28 protein-coding genes and 1 tRNA gene are annotated in these 19,707 nt (G+C 51.0%); 20 read left to right on the top strand and 9 right to left on the bottom strand.

All coding sequences use genetic code 11. The features are described from left to right. Positions 1–684 precede the first annotated feature (684 nt). The 17 genes from KGP26_RS29770 to KGP26_RS29850 all read left to right on the top strand — a co-directional run bounded on the left by KGP26_RS29770 (position 685) and on the right by KGP26_RS29850 (position 10,320). Positions 685–2,004 (top strand): hypothetical protein, encoded by a 1,320-nt coding sequence (locus KGP26_RS29770; protein ID WP_223665818.1) that lies wholly within the window; start codon positions 685–687, stop codon positions 2,002–2,004. A gap of 8 nt (positions 2,005–2,012) precedes the next feature. Beyond that, positions 2,013–2,576 carry a 3'-5' exonuclease gene (locus tag KGP26_RS29775; protein WP_223665819.1) on the top strand — a complete coding sequence of 188 codons (564 nt, stop codon included), beginning with the start codon at positions 2,013–2,015 and terminating at the stop codon, positions 2,574–2,576. A 161-nt stretch (positions 2,577–2,737) separates the two neighbouring features. After that, positions 2,738–2,965: a hypothetical protein gene (locus KGP26_RS29780; RefSeq protein ID WP_223665820.1), complete on the top strand. Its 228-nt coding sequence runs from the start codon at positions 2,738–2,740 to the stop codon at positions 2,963–2,965. Then, complete coding sequence (locus tag KGP26_RS29785; protein ID WP_223665821.1) at positions 2,962–3,636, top strand: hypothetical protein; 675 nt, start codon at positions 2,962–2,964, stop codon at positions 3,634–3,636. Before KGP26_RS29780 ends, KGP26_RS29785 begins: the two co-directional genes overlap by 4 nt. After that, on the top strand, positions 3,633–3,899 hold the full coding sequence (locus KGP26_RS29790; protein WP_223665822.1) for a hypothetical protein: 267 nt from the start codon (positions 3,633–3,635) through the stop codon (positions 3,897–3,899). The genes KGP26_RS29785 and KGP26_RS29790 overlap by 4 nt, the downstream gene beginning before the upstream one ends. Beyond that, positions 3,896–4,816, top strand: a complete 921-nt coding sequence (locus KGP26_RS29795; protein ID WP_223665823.1) for a DNA cytosine methyltransferase — start codon at positions 3,896–3,898, stop codon at positions 4,814–4,816. The genes KGP26_RS29790 and KGP26_RS29795 overlap by 4 nt, the downstream gene beginning before the upstream one ends. Then, positions 4,816–5,586 (top strand): phosphoadenosine phosphosulfate reductase family protein, encoded by a 771-nt coding sequence (locus KGP26_RS29800; protein WP_223665873.1) that lies wholly within the window; start codon positions 4,816–4,818, stop codon positions 5,584–5,586. Before KGP26_RS29795 ends, KGP26_RS29800 begins: the two co-directional genes overlap by 1 nt. 44 nt (positions 5,587–5,630) lie before the next feature. Continuing rightward, positions 5,631–5,969, top strand: a complete 339-nt coding sequence (locus tag KGP26_RS29805) for a hypothetical protein (protein WP_223665824.1) — start codon at positions 5,631–5,633, stop codon at positions 5,967–5,969. A 1-nt stretch (position 5,970) separates the two neighbouring features. After that, positions 5,971–6,432 carry a phage protein NinX family protein gene (locus KGP26_RS29810; RefSeq protein ID WP_223665825.1) on the top strand — a complete coding sequence of 154 codons (462 nt, stop codon included), beginning with the start codon at positions 5,971–5,973 and terminating at the stop codon, positions 6,430–6,432. Further along, positions 6,429–6,773 (top strand): hypothetical protein, encoded by a 345-nt coding sequence (locus KGP26_RS29815; protein WP_223665826.1) that lies wholly within the window; start codon positions 6,429–6,431, stop codon positions 6,771–6,773. Before KGP26_RS29810 ends, KGP26_RS29815 begins: the two co-directional genes overlap by 4 nt. Next, on the top strand, positions 6,773–7,105 hold the full coding sequence (locus KGP26_RS29820; RefSeq protein ID WP_223665827.1) for a hypothetical protein: 333 nt from the start codon (positions 6,773–6,775) through the stop codon (positions 7,103–7,105). Before KGP26_RS29815 ends, KGP26_RS29820 begins: the two co-directional genes overlap by 1 nt. Further along, on the top strand, positions 7,102–7,410 hold the full coding sequence (locus KGP26_RS29825; RefSeq protein ID WP_223665828.1) for a hypothetical protein: 309 nt from the start codon (positions 7,102–7,104) through the stop codon (positions 7,408–7,410). The genes KGP26_RS29820 and KGP26_RS29825 overlap by 4 nt, the downstream gene beginning before the upstream one ends. Positions 7,411–7,670: 260 nt before the next feature. After that, positions 7,671–8,690, top strand: coding sequence for a hypothetical protein (locus KGP26_RS29830; RefSeq protein WP_223665829.1), 1,020 nt, complete (start codon positions 7,671–7,673; stop codon positions 8,688–8,690). After that, entirely contained in the window at positions 8,687–9,214 is a 528-nt protein-coding gene (locus KGP26_RS29835) for a DUF262 domain-containing protein (protein ID WP_223665830.1), read from the top strand. The genes KGP26_RS29830 and KGP26_RS29835 overlap by 4 nt, the downstream gene beginning before the upstream one ends. Next, positions 9,202–9,447 carry a hypothetical protein gene (locus tag KGP26_RS29840; RefSeq protein ID WP_223665831.1) on the top strand — a complete coding sequence of 82 codons (246 nt, stop codon included), beginning with the start codon at positions 9,202–9,204 and terminating at the stop codon, positions 9,445–9,447. The genes KGP26_RS29835 and KGP26_RS29840 overlap by 13 nt, the downstream gene beginning before the upstream one ends. Positions 9,448–9,457: 10 nt before the next feature. Beyond that, on the top strand, positions 9,458–9,883 hold the full coding sequence (locus tag KGP26_RS29845) for a hypothetical protein (RefSeq protein ID WP_223665832.1): 426 nt from the start codon (positions 9,458–9,460) through the stop codon (positions 9,881–9,883). A 2-nt stretch (positions 9,884–9,885) separates the two neighbouring features. Next, entirely contained in the window at positions 9,886–10,320 is a 435-nt protein-coding gene (locus KGP26_RS29850; protein ID WP_223665874.1) for a plasmid protein, read from the top strand. A 230-nt stretch (positions 10,321–10,550) separates the two neighbouring features. On the opposite strand, the gene KGP26_RS29855 is transcribed toward KGP26_RS29850, so the two are convergent. The 6 genes from KGP26_RS29855 to KGP26_RS29880 form a co-directional block, all read right to left on the bottom strand. Then, positions 10,551–10,994, bottom strand: a complete 444-nt coding sequence (locus KGP26_RS29855; RefSeq protein ID WP_223665833.1) for a hypothetical protein — start codon at positions 10,992–10,994, stop codon at positions 10,551–10,553. Then, positions 10,994–11,209 (bottom strand): hypothetical protein, encoded by a 216-nt coding sequence (locus tag KGP26_RS29860; RefSeq protein WP_223665834.1) that lies wholly within the window; start codon positions 11,207–11,209, stop codon positions 10,994–10,996. The genes KGP26_RS29855 and KGP26_RS29860 overlap by 1 nt, the downstream gene beginning before the upstream one ends. Positions 11,210–11,412: 203 nt before the next feature. Beyond that, positions 11,413–11,537 (bottom strand) — tRNA-OTHER (locus tag KGP26_RS29865). Between the two features lie 388 nt (positions 11,538–11,925). Beyond that, a complete protein-coding gene (locus tag KGP26_RS29870) occupies positions 11,926–12,366 on the bottom strand; it encodes a hypothetical protein (RefSeq protein ID WP_223665835.1) in 441 nt (146 codons plus the stop codon). Between the two features lie 11 nt (positions 12,367–12,377). Beyond that, a complete protein-coding gene (locus tag KGP26_RS29875; protein WP_223665836.1) occupies positions 12,378–12,593 on the bottom strand; it encodes a hypothetical protein in 216 nt (71 codons plus the stop codon). Positions 12,594–12,644: 51 nt separating this feature from the next. Continuing rightward, positions 12,645–13,274: a hypothetical protein gene (locus tag KGP26_RS29880; RefSeq protein ID WP_223665837.1), complete on the bottom strand. Its 630-nt coding sequence runs from the start codon at positions 13,272–13,274 to the stop codon at positions 12,645–12,647. Between the two features lie 241 nt (positions 13,275–13,515). Between KGP26_RS29880 and KGP26_RS29885 the strand changes: the two genes are divergently transcribed. Further along, positions 13,516–13,923 (top strand): hypothetical protein, encoded by a 408-nt coding sequence (locus tag KGP26_RS29885; RefSeq protein ID WP_223665838.1) that lies wholly within the window; start codon positions 13,516–13,518, stop codon positions 13,921–13,923. Here KGP26_RS29885 and KGP26_RS29890 read toward each other — a convergent pair. After that, on the bottom strand, positions 13,913–14,428 hold the full coding sequence (locus tag KGP26_RS29890) for a hypothetical protein (RefSeq protein WP_223665839.1): 516 nt from the start codon (positions 14,426–14,428) through the stop codon (positions 13,913–13,915). The two genes, KGP26_RS29885 and KGP26_RS29890, sit on opposite strands and share 11 nt — an antisense overlap. A gap of 3 nt (positions 14,429–14,431) precedes the next feature. Then, positions 14,432–15,535, bottom strand: coding sequence for a ParM/StbA family protein (parM, locus tag KGP26_RS29895; RefSeq protein ID WP_223665840.1), 1,104 nt, complete (start codon positions 15,533–15,535; stop codon positions 14,432–14,434). Positions 15,536–15,735: 200 nt separating this feature from the next. Here parM and KGP26_RS29900 point away from each other — a divergent pair, with 200 nt between their 5' ends. Both KGP26_RS29900 and KGP26_RS29905 read left to right on the top strand, forming a co-directional pair. Next, positions 15,736–16,992 (top strand): hypothetical protein, encoded by a 1,257-nt coding sequence (locus KGP26_RS29900; protein ID WP_223665841.1) that lies wholly within the window; start codon positions 15,736–15,738, stop codon positions 16,990–16,992. Further along, positions 16,982–18,499 carry a terminase gene (locus KGP26_RS29905; protein ID WP_223665842.1) on the top strand — a complete coding sequence of 506 codons (1,518 nt, stop codon included), beginning with the start codon at positions 16,982–16,984 and terminating at the stop codon, positions 18,497–18,499. Before KGP26_RS29900 ends, KGP26_RS29905 begins: the two co-directional genes overlap by 11 nt. 21 nt (positions 18,500–18,520) lie before the next feature. Here the strand turns inward: KGP26_RS29905 and KGP26_RS29910 are convergent, their stop codons facing one another. After that, the gene (locus KGP26_RS29910; RefSeq protein ID WP_223665843.1) at positions 18,521–19,495 is read right to left on the bottom strand and encodes a hypothetical protein; all 975 of its coding nucleotides are present in this window, start codon (positions 19,493–19,495) and stop codon (positions 18,521–18,523) included. Positions 19,496–19,707: the final 212 nt, after the last annotated feature.

The raw sequence follows: 19,707 nt of genomic DNA on the forward strand, positions 1-19,707 counted from the left end.
TACTCGGCGTCGGATGGTCGGTGCCGCAGTGTTTACCGGCTTCTTCGCTGTGAACATACTGCCGCTGTACATTTTCAATTTGAAAGCTGACCCGGTGGCAGTGGCTTTAAACGTGGTTGCCGCCTTCCTTGTGTCATGCTACTGCGCTATAAAAATTAAGTGATTTCAATAAGAAAAACCCCCAGCCTGAGCCAGGGGGTTCACCACTCCAGCTATCTTCGAATACACGCCCCACATAATCCAAGATAACCGAACTGCTCAAGCTTAGACTAGCTTTGGCCATCCTCGGCTGCAAGTGTAAGGCGCTTGTTTTTTAGGCGAAACTCTCCTGCTACTTATCGGTTACCCCCTACATACGCACTGTTATCGGTGGTTTGTCACAGATGTCTAATTAATTAATGCAATTCATTCTAATGTTTTGTACTATTTGCACTAATAAATTAATTAGACAAACGAGGACATGGAGGGTTAAAGCGGTGTTTAGACGTAAGTATCACTGGTTTTCACTGGTGTTCCAGAAGAGTGATGGGCAGGAGCAGATTTGCGTACGTTTCCGGCATTACCGTCTTGGCCACCGCCGAATTGAGGTGATCAAGAGCGAATTGGGCCTCGAGCCAGGTGCGACACTCGTAAGTGTGATGTACCGAGGGAAAATGACGAAAAAGCAATGGGAGACAGAAGGGAATGACTGATACAGCTTTAGTAGCAGAACAGGAAAAGGTATTCGCCCCGGATGCGGAAACCCTAGTAGCACAGATTAACTTTCTGAAAGCGGAAACCAATTTCTGTAGCCATGTAGCCGGTAACTCTATTTTTCGTGCCAGCATGGAGCGCATGGAGGAGGATCTGGGCGAGCTTGCTAGAAACTTCGCTGCCTTCGATGACCGTGAAAAAGCCGATTACAATCAGCTGGTGGACGTTGTTGAAGCACGCGATAGCACGATCACCAATTTGCATCTCCAACTTTCCATAAAAAACGACGAGCTCAATGCTCTGCGCGTTGCACTAAGCGAATCAGCAAACATCACGGCAGAAGAGCGGAACAGCCTGGATCGTGAGATCGAGCGACTGAAACAGCGTATCGATGCAATGAAATCTGAGCAGGCTGAAGCCTTGCGCCGGTTGAGCGTTAAGCTGAAAAGTGCAGAGGATGAACTCAGCGAGGCTCGTGCCAAGATTGCCAATTTGCGCACTAAACTGGGCAAAGAAATGCATGCGCACGACAGCACCGCTGTGTCGTACAAAAAAATGCAGCTCGACTACATAACACTACTGCAATACCGCGATTATTCCCGTCGTGAGAAGGACATTATCAACGGTTCCTGCGGTGACAAATTCTGGCAGAGTGAAACGTACCCAGGCCTTAAGTTCTACATGCACTTCTTCCTGTACCCGCTGACATATCCAAATGTGCAACAGGATGCCGACCAGCCAGCGTTCGTTAATAACCTGACCTTCCACATCAACGTGCGCAGTACGTACGGTGTAGACCTTGTGGGGCGCATTAGCGAGTGGGGTGTTGTTCAGTATCAGAATCTGCCTCTTTTCAAAAACGAGATCCCCGAAGAGCTCTATAACGAATTAACTCGCGCCCATCACGAGCTGATCGCCGTTACCAACCCGCACCTTGCTTCGTTCTTTGCCTACGCCGACAGCGTGAAGCTTGTCGATGTCCCGGAGCTGAAACCAGCTGACGTGGCCAAGATGGCCGAGCTGGAAATTACTACCCTGGCACACCTGGGCAACGCTTTCACGACTGATCTGGAAAAGCTGAAGGGCATCGGTGAAGTAACTGCCCGGAAGCTCCGCGCCGTGGCCTACGTCTACAAAGCAGCATGGGAAGCTGAGTTCGGCGCAGTTGAGATCGAGAAGCCGCTTTACGTCGAAACCTCACACACCATTGAAGACACCATCAACCGGCTGGTGGGCCTGCCTGCTCAACAAGAGGGGCGACCGCAGGCAACAGTTGGCCGCAGTAAAAAACACCGTAAAGGCAAAAGGTAAGGGATTACATGTATAACGTTATGATTGATATTGAAACGGGCGGCACCGGCCCACTGGCTCCCATTCTTTCGATCGCCGCCGTGCTGTTCGACTTGAACACCGGCGAAATAGGGCCAAAATTCTATGCCGTTATTGATCTGAATAGTGAGTTGGCCCTGGGTGCAAAGCCCGACGGCGATACAATTTATTGGTTGTTAAGTCAGAGTGCAGAAGTTCGTGAGGCGCTCACGCAAAAACCTGAAAATAATGCAGTAGTCCTTAAGCGCCTGACCAATTTTATTAAAAAGCATAGTAGTAAAGGATTGGATCATGTGCAGGTTTGGGGGAATGGCTCAACGTTTGATAACACGATAACTCGCACTGCATATCAACGCTGTGGCCTCTTACCATTCTGGGTGTTTTGGAACGATTGTGATGTACGTACAGCCGTTAAAATGGGGAGGGCCATTGGTTTCAATCCCAAAAAAGAAATGCCATTCGAAGGTGAGAAACATCATCCCGTTGATGATGCTATTCACCAAATAAAATATCTCACTGCAATCTGGAAACGTATTACTGCCCCGAGAGGCTAACTATGGATATATGGGAATTGTTTTCTACGGCACTTCCATTTCTTCTGCTGGCGATTGGGGTGTGGGCATGGGTGTGGGTAGCATCCATGTCAGACGAAGAATATAAGAAAAGGCCTGAAACAAAAAACTACGACTAATAATTAACTTCTGGGGTGTTCAAAGTGAAAAAAAATGAAAGCTTCAATATAACTACTCAAAAATTAATTGCTCTTTGTGATTTTATGGGAATCTCCACCAAGATAGATCCAGGGGTAGATCTGGTCACAGAAGTAACTATCCGCCAGGGTGTTATTGCCGGTGATAACGGCCAGCCGAATTATAACGGCTGGCTTGCCGAGGATGCTATTTATCCTGAAGAAGGGGCACTGGCCCTGGAGAATGTAGGATGAAAGCGCGCCCAGTCTTATTCAATGCTGAGATGGTTCGAGCCATTCTCGATGGTCGCAAGACGCAGACGAGGCGAATCCTCGCAAATCAACCCGCAACTCATTATGACGGGTTTACATTCGAAGCAGGGAAACACTATCCGCATATCGTTCGAGACGGAATGACGTTGCTATCGAGTGAAGGTATTAGCTGCCCGTTCGGACTGGTGGGCGATCAGCTTTGGGTGCGTGAAACATGGGGCGTTGTCAGTCATGACTTAGATGATAACGGCAGCATTATTGATTGGGTACCAGACCGCCCAGCTACTCCAATCCATGAAATGCCATTTGGCGATGGCCATTACTCCGGTCATGCCATTTATGCCGCCGATGGCAGCTTTGCTTGGGGCGACGATGACGGTCATGTAGATGGGCGTTCATGCTGGAAGCCATCGATTCACATGCCTCGTTTGGCATCGCGCATCTTGCTGGAAATCACCGCCGTTCGCGTTGAGCGGTTGTGCAGCATGAGCCAACAAGACGCCCGTTCTGAGGGCGTAATTGCTGCCTCTGGCCCAATGGAAGCTGGATTGGCATTCCGTGAACTGTGGCTATCAATCTACGGTGATGAGAGTTGGAAGGCTAACCCCTTCGTATGGGTTATTGAGTTTAAGCGCGTAGAGGGCCAGCAATGAAGAAGGCGATAGCACACCTCACAGAAGAAGTGATCGAACAGGCCTTCACCGGTACTAATTTTGGCCGTACTGACTTTGACGTAATCTTGGCTGACACGGTATTAAAGCGCGCAGCGGGGTATCACTCTGGCGGAACTGCAACGGCAATAACAATTCGTCTGGGACTCCTCGGCGAGAAAACAAAAAAGCCGACTAAAGCTGGTCACGAGTGGGCACTAGAGGTTTTCTATTCGCGACGCAAGCGCATGGAGGCCAAGGGATGAAAGCGATCGATTTGTTCGCAGGCCTGGGCGGTTCATCTACAGGGGCTCAGATGGCGGGCGTTGATGTTGTTTGGGCTGGCAACCACTGGCCGGACGCCGTTGAAATCCACGCTATGAATCACCCTAGGGCACAGCACGTCTGCCAGGATTTGCACCAGGCTAACTGGGCGAAGGTTCCCGCGCACGATCTCATGCTGGCCTCGCCATGCTGCCAGGGCCATAGCAGAGCCCGCGGTCGCAAAGCCGGTAATCCGCAGCACGATGCTAGCCGCTCGACTGCGTGGGCCGTAGTGTCTGCTGCTGAGTTCCATATGCCGGAAGGCATCATCGTGGAGAACGTGAAAGAGTTCCTGAAATGGGCTCTGTATCCAGCATGGGCCGCAGCAATGCAAGCGCTTGGGTATTCGCTTGCACCGCATATTGTGGATTGCGCCGATCTTGGAGTGCCGCAGAACAGAGAGCGCCTATTTATTGTCTGTACTCGCAGCAAATCACCATTGTTCCTCGACCTTCCTAAGATGCCTCATGCACCGGCCAGCAGCTTTATCGATTTTGACGCCGGTAAATGGCAACCAATTGAGAAGCCTGGCCGAGCCGCAGCAACGTTGGCCAGGGTTAAGAATGGCCGAGCGAAATTCGGTGATCGTTTCCTCATGCCTTACTACGGCAGTGGCAGCGGGCTTACTGGACGCAGCCTGAATCGCCCGATCGGCACAATCACAACGCGTGACCGCTGGGCAGTTGTGGACGGCGATCGTATGCGCATGATTATTGGCGAAGAAGTCATGGCAGGAATGTCTTTTCCAAAAGGTTACCACCGGCCACAGAGCAACAAGCTAACGGTGCATATGGCCGGGAACGCTGTTCCCCCGAAGGCTATGCAAAAAATCATTACAGCAGTGAGGGTTAGAGCGTGATGACCACCCCAGGTTTCCAGCCTGAAATCATTCAACTGATCGACGCCGGTGCAATTTTCTACGCTTCTCATTCGGGCGGCAAAGACTCACAAGCCATGTATGCGCTGATGTGTCAGCACATACCAAGTGATCAGATCGTCGTTGTTCACGCCAGCCTAGGGGAAGCTGAGTGGCCAGGAGTCATTGATCATATCAACGCGACAATCTCCCACCAGCTAAACGTTGTTGAAGCAGGAAAGACCTTCCTGGAGATGGTTGAACGTCGAGGTATGTGGCCAGGGGCTCAACACCGGCAGTGTACCAGTGACCTCAAGCGCGGCCCGATCGAGAAATTCATTCGGCAGGACATGGCAAAGCGTGGCGGTGGCATCGCGGTGAACTGCATGGGTTTACGTGCGGCTGAGTCTGCGACCCGCTCCCGGCGCTCCCCGTTCAAAGCCAATCGGAGGCAAACAGTTAAAAAGCGGGCTGTCTGGGAGTGGTTGCCGGTCTTCAACCTATCCACAGCTGAAGTGTTTCAGATGATTGCCGACGCAGGGCAAAAGCCTTTCTGGGCATACGAGCAGAATGAGCGCCTATCTTGCGTATTTTGCATCATGGGGAGCCGCAACGATCTGCGCCATGGCGCGGAACAAAACCCCGAGCTCTACCGGCGCTACGTTCAACTGGAGCGAAATATTGGACACACAATGTTCATGAAGTCTGGGCAGCCAATTTGGCTCGATGAGCATATCGGCATTCCAGTGAAGAACATCGAGGTGGCGGCATGAACAAAAAGTTATGTAGTGATGACGCCTGAGGAGAAAGGGAATTAATGACATTCTTATCGATGAGAAAAATATCAAACTCAAGCAAAACAGACAAATTCTTAACCATAAGAAAAAACAGGGTTGCCTACATCTCCAAGAGCATTTTGGCTGGTGAAAAAACAGTAGAGATGCAAATTAACGTTGAAAAAAAGGAAGTAAGACTACGCCTTGGCGAAGGACTGAGAAATAAACTCTGTGGCCCCGGCGGTATCGGTGGGCAATTCACTGTTCCTTCTGCGGTAATTAAGGCGGTTATTGAACGGAATCAAATAAAAAGACGTATCGATCTTGAAAAGAACAGCGATGGCTGGTGGTACGGCAGCTATAAATCTGAGGAGGAATAGAGTGGTTATCAACACAAAGGATCTGACGGGGAAACATCTGGATTGGGCCGTGGCCAAGGCGCTTGATATCGATATGTTCATAAACCCATTCAACGAGGTCATGAAAAAGCAGCCAGAAGGCATTGGCCCCGTTCGCTTTGAACCATCGACTAATTGGGGGCAGTGCGGGCCGCTGATCGAACAGTTCGAGATATCACTTCAGCCCCCAACCACGCGGCATGTGAATTATGGCGATGGTAAAGGAGGCTGGGAAAAAATCGAGCACTGGACGGCGACTGTACCCGTTCAGCATGCCAATCAGCACAACCAGAAGTTACTTGCAGACCTTGCGATCCCGAATATTGGTAGGGCTACGGGCCCGACATCACTCATCGCCATCTGCCGCGCAATAGTTGACGCCAAATTAGGCGATATCGTAACAACACCTTATGACCTTAATTATGCAGGGAGCAAAAAATCATGAGTAAATCATTAATAGGCCGTTGTATCCGCCGTTGGAAAGTAAAATTTAAGCCGGTCTGCGACTCAAAAGTTTCGCCGATTTGGCGTAAGCGTGACCTTAGAGGCTATATCCGCCAATCAGCCTTAACTACCGCCGATAACATGGTTCAAGACATGGCCCAACGAAATGCCAAAATCGATTATGGCATTGATGGGTGGTCGCCTGAGTTCTCAGCCTGGTACTGCGAACCAGAACGGCGCGCAGAGTATGAGAAAGAGGCGCGTGATTTTCTTAATGAGGAGGCCGATAACGATGAGATCGACGATCTGATCCAGGCGGAGGTTGATGAATGGAACGGCTGATGATCAATTCAATCCCTATTCAGAGAACAACGGTAAACATGGCCACCGGCGCGGAGAAAACCGAAACCGTAGCTGTTCCATTGGTCACGCAGGTTCGTCCTGGCTGTTGTACGGCATGCGGCCTAAAACACGCGCCTGATGAACCGCATAACCTGCGGAGCATGGTGTATCAGTACACGTTTTACGTTGAGCACGGCCGCTGGCCAACGTGGAGCGATGCTCTGGCGCACTGTAGTGACGCGCTCCGTCAATTTTGGATAACAGAGCTCACAGCACGCGGTGAAATGGCTGGTGGTGAAAACGGATTGATAACACAGGAGCAGCAGGCATGAGCAAGGATAACGATCCGATCGGCATCGAGGAGCTGCGCGAATTCATCAAAGAGGGCAAAAAATTCTGTGAGGCAGGCCTGCCACTGCAAATGCACGTCCGTATTGCCAGCGAGCTACTGGCTCGGCTAGAGAAACAGCCTGTTTACTGGTTGTGGGAGCACCGCAGTAATGAGTCTTTTGTAACCTCAATTTCACCCGAGAGATACCCTTCGGCCAGCAAACTGCTGTCTGAAGGCTGGATGGTGCGCGGGCTTGAGTTCAGCACCGCTATTGAACTGAGGCGCAACGATGAGCCACTGCACTGATATCGAGGTACCAGCTCAACCGGTGGCGTGGCGGCATGATGGCGGGCCATTCGCTGGCATAGCAATAACGCGGTCTGAGAACGTCGCTAAGGGCTGGATTTCCCGAGGCTGGAAAGTTACCCCCCTTTATCAGCAAGACTGCGTAACAGCCTTACAGGCCGAAATAGAGCGCCAGAAAGCGATCGCGGCCGAGTATCAACAACTGATTAGCCACATGAACGCTGGTGGTGATTTTTTCGCATTTCAAAGGAGCATAAGTCATGGATAAGAGCAAAGCCGTTTGGACGAATGAAAAAAGCGATGAAGCCATCATGCGGCTGATGGCCGACTGCGGTATGCCAGAAAATACAACGCTCTACCGGGCATTCAAGCAGTTAGAAAACGAAATAGTGCAATCTGCCTGGGCAGCGCTGGCGGAGCAGAACGAGCGCACCATTGCCTGTGTTAATGCCTTTGCTGGCATCGATACTGATCGCATCGCGGGCAAAAGCCTGGGCGAGTTCCTTGCCGGTGAGGTGCGACTCAACAAGGCTGAGGCGAAACCAGACGGCAGCTTTGGTTTCTCGTTCTCCGGGTTTGCCGTCCAGCTCATGGCAGGAGCCTTTGCTGAGCAGTTCAAAGCCTCCGGGGCGATCAATTACCTCGAACTGACATTCAAACATGACGATGTGGGCCCAATGACGGTCACTATGCAGCGCGTCGAGGGCTTAACACCGGTGCAGAAACTGACTGCAGCAGAGCAGCGCGCAGAAACAGCGGAACTACGAATCCTTAAAGCAATTAATCAGCGCTGGTGCCCCGACGTCGATCCAATCACCGGCCGTAAGCTCTTCATGTGGCTTAACCATCCAGACCTGGGCTATGTGCCGACGTATGGCGGCCCGTATGACAGTTATACCCTGGCAGAGCGCGATAACGCTGGTGGCTTTTCTGTGCATCGTTATGACCATGATCGTGGCGCTTGGGTTGAGGATGAGTGTGTTTGTGTGCAGGTCGTAGAGGAATGGTTGCCGTCAGACCAGGTGGAGCTTGATGAATATGTGAAAGAGAACGCACCAGGTGCGGAACGATCGGCAGATCCTGGGTTACAGCATCCGATCATCACAAGCCCGGACACAGACCCACGACGAGGAGATTTCAAGTGTGAGTCCACTGGCGAGTTCTATCGGACACAGATGGGTTCCGTGCCTGGCCGCGAGTTTATGCTGTATCGAAATGAGGCTGAATCGCTCTATTTAGGCCTGCGTGACGCGCTTTGCTCAACTGCAAAGGAGGCATGATGGCCAACCGCATCCGTTCTTTGCGGCAATTCAACGCCGGTACAGGTGAATACAGCATAGATAGCTATATTCATTGGCTTAAAAACGGAGCGATGTTCTTCGACGCCGATTACCAGCGCGAATATGTCTGGGGGGAAGAGCAGCAGCAGGCCTTTTTGCACGCGATTGTTTCTGGCTTTCCCCTTGGCCATGTGGCGATCGCCAAAACCGTGGACTGGTGTGAAAAAGAAGGCCCGTTCCTGGAGGTGGTCGACGGCAAGCAGCGCCTTACCACGTTGAAGCTCTTTATCACCAACGTCATCCCTTTTGTCATCGATGGCGTGCCGGTATATTGGCGGGAACTGTCCCGCCCTGAGCAGCTCGCATTCGGCAAAACAGGCCTTCCTGCAGTGATACTTGATGACGCTAGCCGCGATGATCTTCTGAATTATTTTATTGCCGTTAACTTTACCGGCGTTCCGCAGAGCGAAGAGCACAAACGGCATGTACTGAAATTGAAGGAGGAAGTGATATGGCAGAGTTAACAGCAGAAGAAAAGAAGTGGGTTAAGCAGATGAACGCACTTCTCAAGAAATGCCCGTCTAAGCGGATCGGCTTCTATACCATCGGCGACAACGATATAGGGCTTTATGATATCGACCATCAAGACGCGATTGACGCAGCAGACCGCGACTTAGTCCGGGGACTCAACTACACCGGCCACGGGTTTGCGGAAACTATCGTTTTTCCTGGGCCAGTTAACGGCGTATGCGGCTAAAGGGTGATGCATGATCATATCAACTGAGAAATTGAAACAACGGATCGACCGCCTACGCAAACAGGCTGCTGACGTTAAGTGGGTATCGGCTCACGGCGCACAAGAAATGCTGGAAGTTGCGGATGCCCTGGGCGAGTTGCTGGCTGTAAGGGAGGCAGCAACGCCGATATATCAAATTTGGGACGATGGCCGCTGGTACGATGCCGAAGAACGCATCTGGCGCGAGACATACAACGAATACTGTGAAAACCAATTCCGCATTGTCTACACCGCCCCGCCTGCGCCAGCACTGACAGTCAATTTCAAAGCGCTGGCGAAAGACCTGGTAGATAATCTTGTCGATTGCGGTGCCGCGGATGATGAGGTTGTTAAGCAATATCTGTCTTTCGCTGAAAAAGCCTGCCGTGCCGCAATGCTGAAGGGAGAAAAAAAGTGAACATGGAAGCAGACGTTATCAGAGAAGTAATCTCGCTGGTGGACTCCCAGCACATGATTATGCCTGGTAGGTACCCGGCGCAAGGGCAATTTGTTGTCACCGGCGCAGAGCTTGGCGGTAGTGATGACGCAAGGCGGATAGGTTACTGTGTGCAGATTCGAAAGGGCCGTGGCCAATTTGGCTCTGATATGGTTTTTTTACGCCACCCTGATGGGGCATTAATCACCCATGAAAACCAGTGCTATATCGGCATGACGGAAGAACAAGAACGGCTTGCTCGCTCTATTTTTACCGTTCTGCCGGAAGATGAAGACTATTCAAACGGCTACCGTTGTTGCGGGAAGATCGAGGAGGTTGGTTTTATTATCGAAAATTCAGCCTCAGAGCCGACACCAGACCAGCCATTCACGATAATGATTTCTGGTAGTAGAGCATAGAATGCAAAAGCCCCAACGGAGTGGGGCTTTTTATTGAAGCAGATGAGAATCAGAGCCAGTCGCCAAACTTATACCCAACTCCCACCCCCGTAACCATTTCTGCCTGTACGGCAGTGAACTCTAGCCCTTGGGCTGCTTTCGACTTTACTAAGCTGCCTATACGGCAGTGAACCTACAATAACTCAAACACCGTACTCTGCCAACGCTTATTAGTGCCACCCCCGGCGCTATTACTCATAGGATTTCAGCATTGCGTCCAGGTATGACGCTTGGGTGAACTCCCCAGGGCAATTACTAGCAAGTTCAGTCAGCCACTGCGTGTTAGCATCTATATCTAATGATAGGGTCATGTACCCGTCTATCAGCGCCATTCCAGGGCCAGAAGTGCGCCCAATACTAATTTTTTTATCATTACGAACTCGCTCAACACTTACGCCAGGCACTGATACATTTCGCCCCTTGATCTCAATGTTATTAGCCTTGCAAATTGCATCGGCAATGAGAACGGAAGCGTAGAGAGGGTGGGGGTCAGAAGGAAACTCTACGGATATGGATCCTGATAGTTCTTGCTCTTTCGTCAGCACGTCTTCCCTGTCTCGCACGACAACAGACTCTATTACCGCACTGTAGATAACGGTTGCACGAACCGTTTTAACTGTTTTCTCCAGTTTCATTATGGCGTTCCTTCTGCTTGTATTGCGAATAGTTCCAACTGCTTTGTTTTTATCAAAAATAGCTCCCAGAAGCCGAGGTGCATCTTTCTGTCACCGGCTTCCCATTGTTGCCATGTGCCCGCGGCAGAATGTACCAGGGCAGCAGCTGCGCTTTGTGTTAACTTAGCAGAATCGCGGGCGGCTCTTATTTCCATCGGGGTAGGTGATTTTTTCATTGCCTGCTTATGTCTTCCTCGAATTTCAGTGTTGGCATATTACTACCCCTTGAAGCCTTCATCACATCGAAAAGAGCACTGCCTTTGACCACCTTGCGCCGCGTTGCCCGTAACGTCGGCTCTGCGACCTCACTACCTTGCCGCCAGCGGGAGTTACACAGGTGCTGGCCACATATCCGGTGCAGCGCCCTTATCGATGTGTGTTGTGGCGGCCGGATTCGAACCGGCGACCGCACTTTGAGGACTGAATGCCTAGGGCTTGCAAACCTTTTGGCACCCACGCTGGCCAGCATTCCATAGCCCGCTCTGACCACTGAGCTACACCACAACGGCGTGAACCATCCCCCCAGGCCTTCACTCTCCTGGTAAGGTTCCCCGCGCTTAACTCCACTCGGGCCAGTTTGCGTGCTGGCTTGTGTGGCTACCGTGACCGATCCATCCGCTAAAATGAATCAGCCGGAAATGGTTCACGCCGTTGTGTGCTGTGGTGGCCGGTACTGATCTCCGGCTTGGGTTGATTACCAGTGACGTACCCTTTCGGGACACTCCCTCACGGTTTAGCGCATCAGCCTGCGTATTCACCACAACGGGGAGAGCACTGGAGTCGCTGCAACGCATATCATCGTTGCCGTTCCCCTGGTGTTGGTCGGCCTTTCGCGCTTCCGCGTACGGCTCCAATGCTCTTTCCGTTGTGCGCCCCGTAGGGCGCGGTGAGTTTACTTGGCTTGAGCCTCAACAATGACGCAATGGCCATACTGACTGTATTTGGCCATCAGCTTCACGGCGAGGTCGTGGCGTCCACACCAGCCCGCACATCTCCAATCGTCTGAAAGCGATCCTGTGCCGTCTTTGTTGATCCTGGCTATCTCAGCAACAACCACTGACTCTACCCAAGCTTCGCAGCCCATCGCGACACGCTCGCGGTATTCAGCCAGAAGCTTTTCGCTATCGTTGTAGGGGTTTCCTTTCGCTATACACTCAGCAGTGAAACGCCAGTTCTTGGCGATCTGGTCGCGGTTAGCCTTGCTGTTGACGCCTGCCCGGCGAGCATCCTGATTGGTACGGAACAGGACTGCGTGGGTGTAAATGCGGGCGCTGCCACGAGTGTGCTCAACGCCGTTCGCGTCGATTACGAAATATTTTGTTGCCTTTGCCATCGTGTAACCCTCTACTTATTTATGCCTAACGCTTCACGGATTTCGGCGGCACGTTGTTCACTTCCAGCGGCCATCCCAGCGGTATATGCGCCTTCCACCATCGCGTTGATCATTTGCCAATCATCGCGATTTAGCTTTACTGTCAGGCTTGCTACTACGGTGCCATTCGCCCGTTTGAATGCTGTAGCGCCTTTAAGCATGTAAAATTTGTTTAGTAAATATCCCATCGTGAAATCCTCTTAGTGGTATTAACGAAGCGCCCGGTAAGGCGCGGCTGATTAAAATGGGATATCTGAGTGGGTATGTTCTGCTACTGATTGAGGTTCTGTTTCAAGGTACCCTGTCAACGTCTCAGCAATTCGCCGAGCATTAACAATCACCTTGATGATGTGATTAGCCACGCGAGGGCCGTTGTTGAAAGCATCACGTTTGTATTGTGCGATTACGTCCTGTTGGTTATTGCGTACAGCTTCTGCACTCATCCAGTAGCAACGTCTGTCGGCAAGTTTCTGCGCCAGCTCATCAATTTCGTGATTCATTACCAGTGCTGCGGCATGAGCCTCAAAAATAGTGTTCTTTTCTACCATCTCAGCCAGGCGCATCAACTCATCGGCGATAGTTCTATTCAGCTTGCTAAATTCTGCTTGGTTCCAGGTATCGAGGTTGGACTCAACATAACCAGTAGCCGCTTGGCTCATGTCGTTATAAAGGTTTGCATCTAAGGTAGTGCTGTTCTCGCACTGGAAAGCATTAGCGACTGAATCAATGATGAGGCTGGCCATATGGTCAGCGCTCCGCCAATTCTTCCGCCAGGCACTTGTAAGGTAACCAACAAGGTCAAGGGATACACCGGCAGCGGTGACTATATCTTGTGCTTTTATCAGTGCGTTGATTGCTGTCTTGCTCATTGTCCAGTCCTTCTTGAAGTTAGCGGCTAAGTGCTTCCATTAGCATGACAATACCCTCATTGAGGGTGCCTGTAAACAAATAATTAGACAATTAGACTAACGAGGACAACAAAGCCACGCCTGGCCTTTAACACTTGTGATCTTTGCCTGGCTGTTTAGATTGATACTTCATAAACCGGCCGTTATTATCGTTATGTAAAATTAATTAGTTTATTAGTGACAAGCGGTAAGGAAAGTTGCTATGCAGGAAAAGTGCCCGCGCATCAGTAGCGCAGAAGTCGCCGATTTTATGCTGCGGTTGAACCGGCCGGTGTCGGCCCCAGAGTTAACAGTCCTGCTTCAGAAAGCCTATCCAGGCCTCCTCGTTGAAAAGAACGACATATACATTCGCCTGAAGGGGTTTTACCGCTCCGCGCAGGCTGATTGTGTACTAGACGATGATGTGCGGCCGAGAACGTTCCACCTGAAGGCGATCAGCAGCCACTATTTCAAGTTCCGTAACGGTCGGAGAATCGATCTGTCGACAACGGTCATCAAAGAGACGTTACTGGGCGAGGAAAAAGAAAAAGCCACGCTAAGAGCAATGGCTTTTGGTAGGGAGCTATTTCATCGGATATTAGCTAAACGTTCGCTTCTGGCTACCCTTTAGCGGTAAACGTTCGCCTCTTGCTACCCTTTGGCGGCATGGCCATCACGCTGGTGGATTCGCCTTCAACCGATTCTGCAACATCAGGCTGTGTAGGTTGCTTGGTCGCCGGTGTGTTGTGATCAGTGCGTGCTTTGACAGGTGGCGCTGAAGTCAGTTCGGGCTCGAATCGCTCAGGTTCCTGCGGCACTGGCGTAAGAGCATTGGCGCTGTTGCTAGTGCTGGTGGGCCGGATACCGCAGAACAGTTCCAGGGCGCGCAAAATCATTTCGGCCCGTTCCGCTTTATTGGCGTTAGCAAACGTCGAATTATCCAGCGCCTTGAATGCGCTATCTAAGCCGCTCTCAATAACCATGTTACCGATGCTGATCGAGTTGAACAGGAGAGCCTGCCGAGATGCTAGCGCGTCTAGTTTCTGATGCTTATCGACAAAGCGTTTACCGTAGTAGCTGTGCAAGGCAACCTTGTCTAGATTGAGCTGGAGCAAGCGGCGTTTGTTATCAGCCATAAATTAAGCCTCTATTTCAGATTGTTCGTCTTCTACATCATGCCGGGCGAGTAAAGCTAGATAAGCGCCACGCGCAACAGCTGTTTCAGGCTGGTGGGGCACAACCACGTTATCATGCCAGTCGGCAACAAAGTTAGGGATCTCACGGAGCAGGCCGCAAATATAATAAGCGCCGCCACCGACAATAATCAGGGCATCAATGCTGCCAAGCGACTTAACGATCGTCTTAAGATAATAGTTAATTTCGCTGGCAAAGCTGGCGGCCGCCGCAGTGATGATGTCATCGAGATAGATTCGCTTATCCTTCAGCGCCTCGATAGATGAACCGTAGTAGCCCTTGCGAACGATCGCATCGATATCGTCAAGCGTCATGGCGCGGATCTTTTCTACCTGGATGCCAATGGTTTCTGCCTGGGCCAGCATTTGCAGCTTCACCGCTTCAAGCATGATGTGTACGCCACGCGGCGTCGTTCCGCGTGAGAACAGGGTGTGGTTATCACAGTCCAGGTGCGCGATGTCGCATGTATAGCGGCCAATATCAACGATGGCCACATCCTTGGCGCCCACCAGGTAAGGGTTGTCTTGCCCGTCTTGGTTATACAGCGCGGCGTTATAAGCTGTCACAGCCTCGGGCATGATTTCGACGCATACAATGTCAGGAGCCGCGATATCGCTGGTGGCGTTTGTGACAGCAGTCATTAAGGATTTACGCTTCAGTTCGATTTGTTGGCGATTGATAGCGTTGTTATCGTCGTAATACTGATCGGCCGGCAGCGTGTCGGCGATAATAACTTTGCGGCCGCCAAGCTTAAGTGAGGTTAGGGCGTTCACGACCAGGACTCGGCAAGCGGCACTCAGCTGATAGTCTGGTGTCCGGGTATCAATAGCCCCGATCGCTTTATTCATCACTGTGTAGGTTTCCAGTTCGCCGCTGGCACCTGTCGTCACCCAGTTAGTTTTCGAGTCACTCTCATGCGCCTGGCCAAGCACCCGCGATACAAACGATGGAGTGACACGGATTTGTACCGCGCCTTTGTTTTCCATGACTGTTGCAACGTTGCCAGAACCGCAGTCCAGAGCCACATAAACCGGATTGTTTTTACTCATTTTTTCGCCTTTCTCTGTTAGGTAAACACGGCGAGAAGATTATCGCACCGGGATCCCTTAATCAAGCTAATACCTGATAATCAATTGCATTTTATTGGTTAATGATTACAAAAACATGATTGTAGATAGGGGTGCCGGTTTCATTACTCACTTTTGATATACAGCCTGCCATGTATTGAAAAAAGGCCTGAGTAGCATCAATGAGTTGGGACGAACACAGAGAACGTTTTGCCGCGCTTCAGAGCGAGCGGGGGATCACTGTTAAGGAATATGCTGAAGCGCACGGGTTGAACCCCAACACGGCCCGCAGAGAGCTGAAAAAGAAGGCCTCCGCAGAAGGGCTGGCTCCCCAACCCAAACGCGGCAAAAAAGCCGTGGCCAAGAAGATCACTAAAGGTGATCAAAAGCGTGATCATTCAGGTGATCACTCAGTTGTCGATGATAGTGATCATGTGATCACCGCCCCCAAGAAAAGCCGCGCACGCCGCGCCAGAACTGGTGATGCACCATTTAGCGCTGACACGCCAGCCTCAAAAAGATCACAAAAAAGTAGTGATCATCGAAGCGACAAAAAGATCATATCACCCGCGTCTAATGGGGTTGACGATACAGCCCTCGTCCATGTGCCTAAACCCCGAGGCGGTCGCCGGTTTGGGCAGATGAATGAGGATTGCATTATCCACGGTCGCTACGCATCGCCGCGACCGCAAGATATTGAAGACGCCCTGGAGGAGATGAGCGATCCCAATTTTCTGAACACTATCGAAGCTCGTTCCATGGCGATGGTCTACTCCCACTTAAAACTCATGGAGCGGGCCCGAAATCGCTCTTTAGATCTACTGGACGAGGAGGCGGAAGATCACGCCGGTGAAAAAAAAGAAGACCGAGGCACTCACCCCGACCACAAAAAGTTGCAGATGTTACTCAACGTCAGCGTGGGGATTGGAGAGACAGCAAAGTCATTAAGCGCCCTGCGATCTGCAATGCTGAAGGCCCGCCGAGAGGAAGAAGTCCACAGCATCAAGATGAACACGCTTAATCTGATCTCGATGGCTTACGAGCAGCAAAAGGAACACGACTGGAGTTATGCAGAGACGGCAGCATACATCGAAGCCCACGGAGGCATAGTTCCACCTCACTTAATGCAACAAGCCCGTATCGAGGCCACCAGGCCGCCTGAAATCGATGATGAAGAAAGTACCCTCGATCAAGATAAGTTGGATGAAGATGCCAGGGAGCATCAAGCCATGCGAGATGGCAAAGAGGCGTTTATAGCGGGACGCCGTGCCCTGGTGGCCAAGATCGTGGATGAAGGGAACTATGGGGACATCGATGCCAACGGCGATGGCCGTGAAGGTGAATTCATCGGTGCTGAATATGAGTCCGAAGAAGAGTTTGATGACGACCTGACAGAAGAGGAGCTGTATGGGCCGGAGGGCGGGGATTATGGCGCGTAAAAAGCTACGTTCTGTAACCGAAGACCCTCGCTGGCGGGAGATGGTTATTCGGTATCGGTATGATTGGGCCCGAGCATCTGTAGAGTTGTTTGGCAAAATCCCGAGCTGGCAGCAAGAAGAGATCATCGAAGCAGCACAGGGAACCGCGAGCCGCACAACAGTAGCGTCTGGTCATGGTACAGGCAAGTCGGACATGACCTCTATCATGACCCTGTGCTATCTCATGTTCTATCCAGAGGCTCGCGTTATAATTGTCGCGAACAAAATTCAGCAGGTAATGACAGGGATATTCAAGTACCTGAAACAAAACTGGAAAAATTGCCTCAAGAGACACCCGTGGCTCCAAAATTACTTTGTTCTCACTGACACCTCGTTTTACGAGATCACAAGTAAGGGATCTTGGACGGTTATGGCCAAAGGCTTCCGTCGCGGTAACGAAGAAGCATTGGCCGGTGAGCACGCAAAGCACCTCTTCTACATCATCGATGAAGCGTCTGGCGTTAGCGATAAAGCATTCGGCGTTATCACCGGCGCACTAACTCAAGACGATAACCGGCTGTTGCTAATCTCGCAACCGACCCGCCCAAGCGGGTATTTCTATGAATCCCACCATAATCTGGCACGTAACAAGGACAACCCGGACGGCGATTTCACGGCCATAACACTCAACTCGGAAGAATCATTTTGGGTAACAGAACGATTCATACGCAGTAAGCTGCTTGAGTACGGCGGCCGTGATAATCCCGAGTATCAGATCAAGGTATTAGGCCTGTTCCCGAAAAATGCCAACGGGTTCCTGCTGGGGCGTGATGAGTGCGATAGGGCCGCCAGGCGTAAGGTCAAGTTACACAAGGGCTGGGGTTGGGTAGCATGCTGCGACGTCGGGAATGGCCGAGACAAGTCCATATTGAGTATCTTCCGTGTGTCCGGTAGCAGGCTTACTCGCCGGGTTGTCCCATTCAAAGTGCTGGAGATGCCTGGTGATTGCCATCCGACGAAGTTCGCACATGCCATTTTCAACGAATGCAGCCAGGAGAAGTACCCTAATATCACTATCGCTGTGGATGCCGACGGCATTGGTGATGCGACCGTCAGAGAACTGGAATCGTTGGGCGTTCCTGTGGTTCGTATCAACTGGGGTAAGCCGATGCACTCCCGTGAAGATAAGCAACGATTTGCCAATCAGCGGGCCTTTGCCAACATCATGGCCCGCGATGCGGTTAAGTCCGGCCGGATGCGCCTGGATGCCAACCAGGCTACAGCTGAGCAGGCCAGCAAGATACCGGTGGAAATCAACGAAATGGGCCAAAACGTGATCATGAAGAAAACCGTCATGCGGCAAAAGTTGAATATCAAATCCCCAGACCGGTGGGACACGTATTGTTTCGCCATGCTGGTGGACTATGTGGCAGCGAATGACGATACCGGGTTTGACCGCGAAAGCGTACGTGTCGATGCACTGAAGTATCTCGATGCATTTGATGATCCGGAGGAAGCAGTTGCATAGCCTCCTTCCCGCTGCAACACATCAATTTTTAGCCTTTGGAATAGCTTTGCTAGTAATACGCGGAACTCGCTTCCTTTTTGCGTCAAATGCCTTTTTCTCTGCGGCGATCCTATCACTATCTGTACGTCCAGATCGTATGCGCAGGCGGAGCACTTCGCGTCGGGCCTCGTCAACTTCTTTCCTTAACTTTTCTTTTGCCTGGTTCACATCGTCGAGGAAGTAAAAAGACACGTTAGAGCTCGCTAGCGCGCAAGGCACCGGCTTAATGCTTGCATAAACGTTAGACCGGACGCCTGCGGCATTGTTTTCGACAATTGGCTCATATTTCAGTCGAGAGCCATTGATAACACAACCATGGGCCCCCACCCGCGTGGATTCGATATCTATAAATCCATCGAACATCCCAACAAGAGTAGTCACCTCTTCCTGTAGTGCTTCGTTCTTGATCTTTACAATAACATCGGTGTAACCACTTTGCCGCCGCACTAGTATGGTGTCTTCTGGCATGGCTTCGAAGCGCTCTATATCGGCTTCATACACAGCGATCGCCGCATTTATCATAGCCAGTTCGCTTTTTGGCAGCATACCTGACTCCACTGTCCTGCGCATCCGTAGATGCTGGGTCAGCTTCTTTTGGAGTGTCAAGATCACTTTATCACGGTGCCACTTTATTGTGTTTGCCGCTGGTCTAATGATGATGCCAGCCAGGTCACCATCTGCCGCGATAATTGGCATCGGAGAATAAAACGATGGGGGCAAAGGCATAAGCTTCAGTGCGCGCCGGGACTCAGCGATCTGGTAGAAGAGCTCCCATTCCTTTTGTAGATGTCGCAGACGATCCATCACTTTCGGATCATTGATCACTGCCACCGGCCGTTCCACTGCCTCGCCACTGTCGTTAATGTACGCCGCATTGTCGTGTAAAATCTGAATCCACTCCCTTCGCACTTCTTTAAAGGCTTTAAATGCGGTATCGAAAATGATGGAAGTATTCATTATGTAATTCATTCCCATACGTTAATTAGCGCTGCACAGTCCTTCCTATAACCCCGGAAGTCTAATTATCAATTAGTTTATTAGACCAGCTTTATTTTAATACGTTTCAACACGAATTGAGAATGTTTTTTGCTGGTTAGACGAAATATGAGGGATTTCTAAGACTAAACCTACAGAGCCTACACAAATGGGAGGGTTTTTTGTTACTTAAG

It is taken from the genome of Serratia sp. JSRIV002, assembly GCF_019968725.1.
GTDB classification, from domain to species: Bacteria; Pseudomonadota; Gammaproteobacteria; order Enterobacterales; family Enterobacteriaceae; genus Chania; species Chania fonticola_B.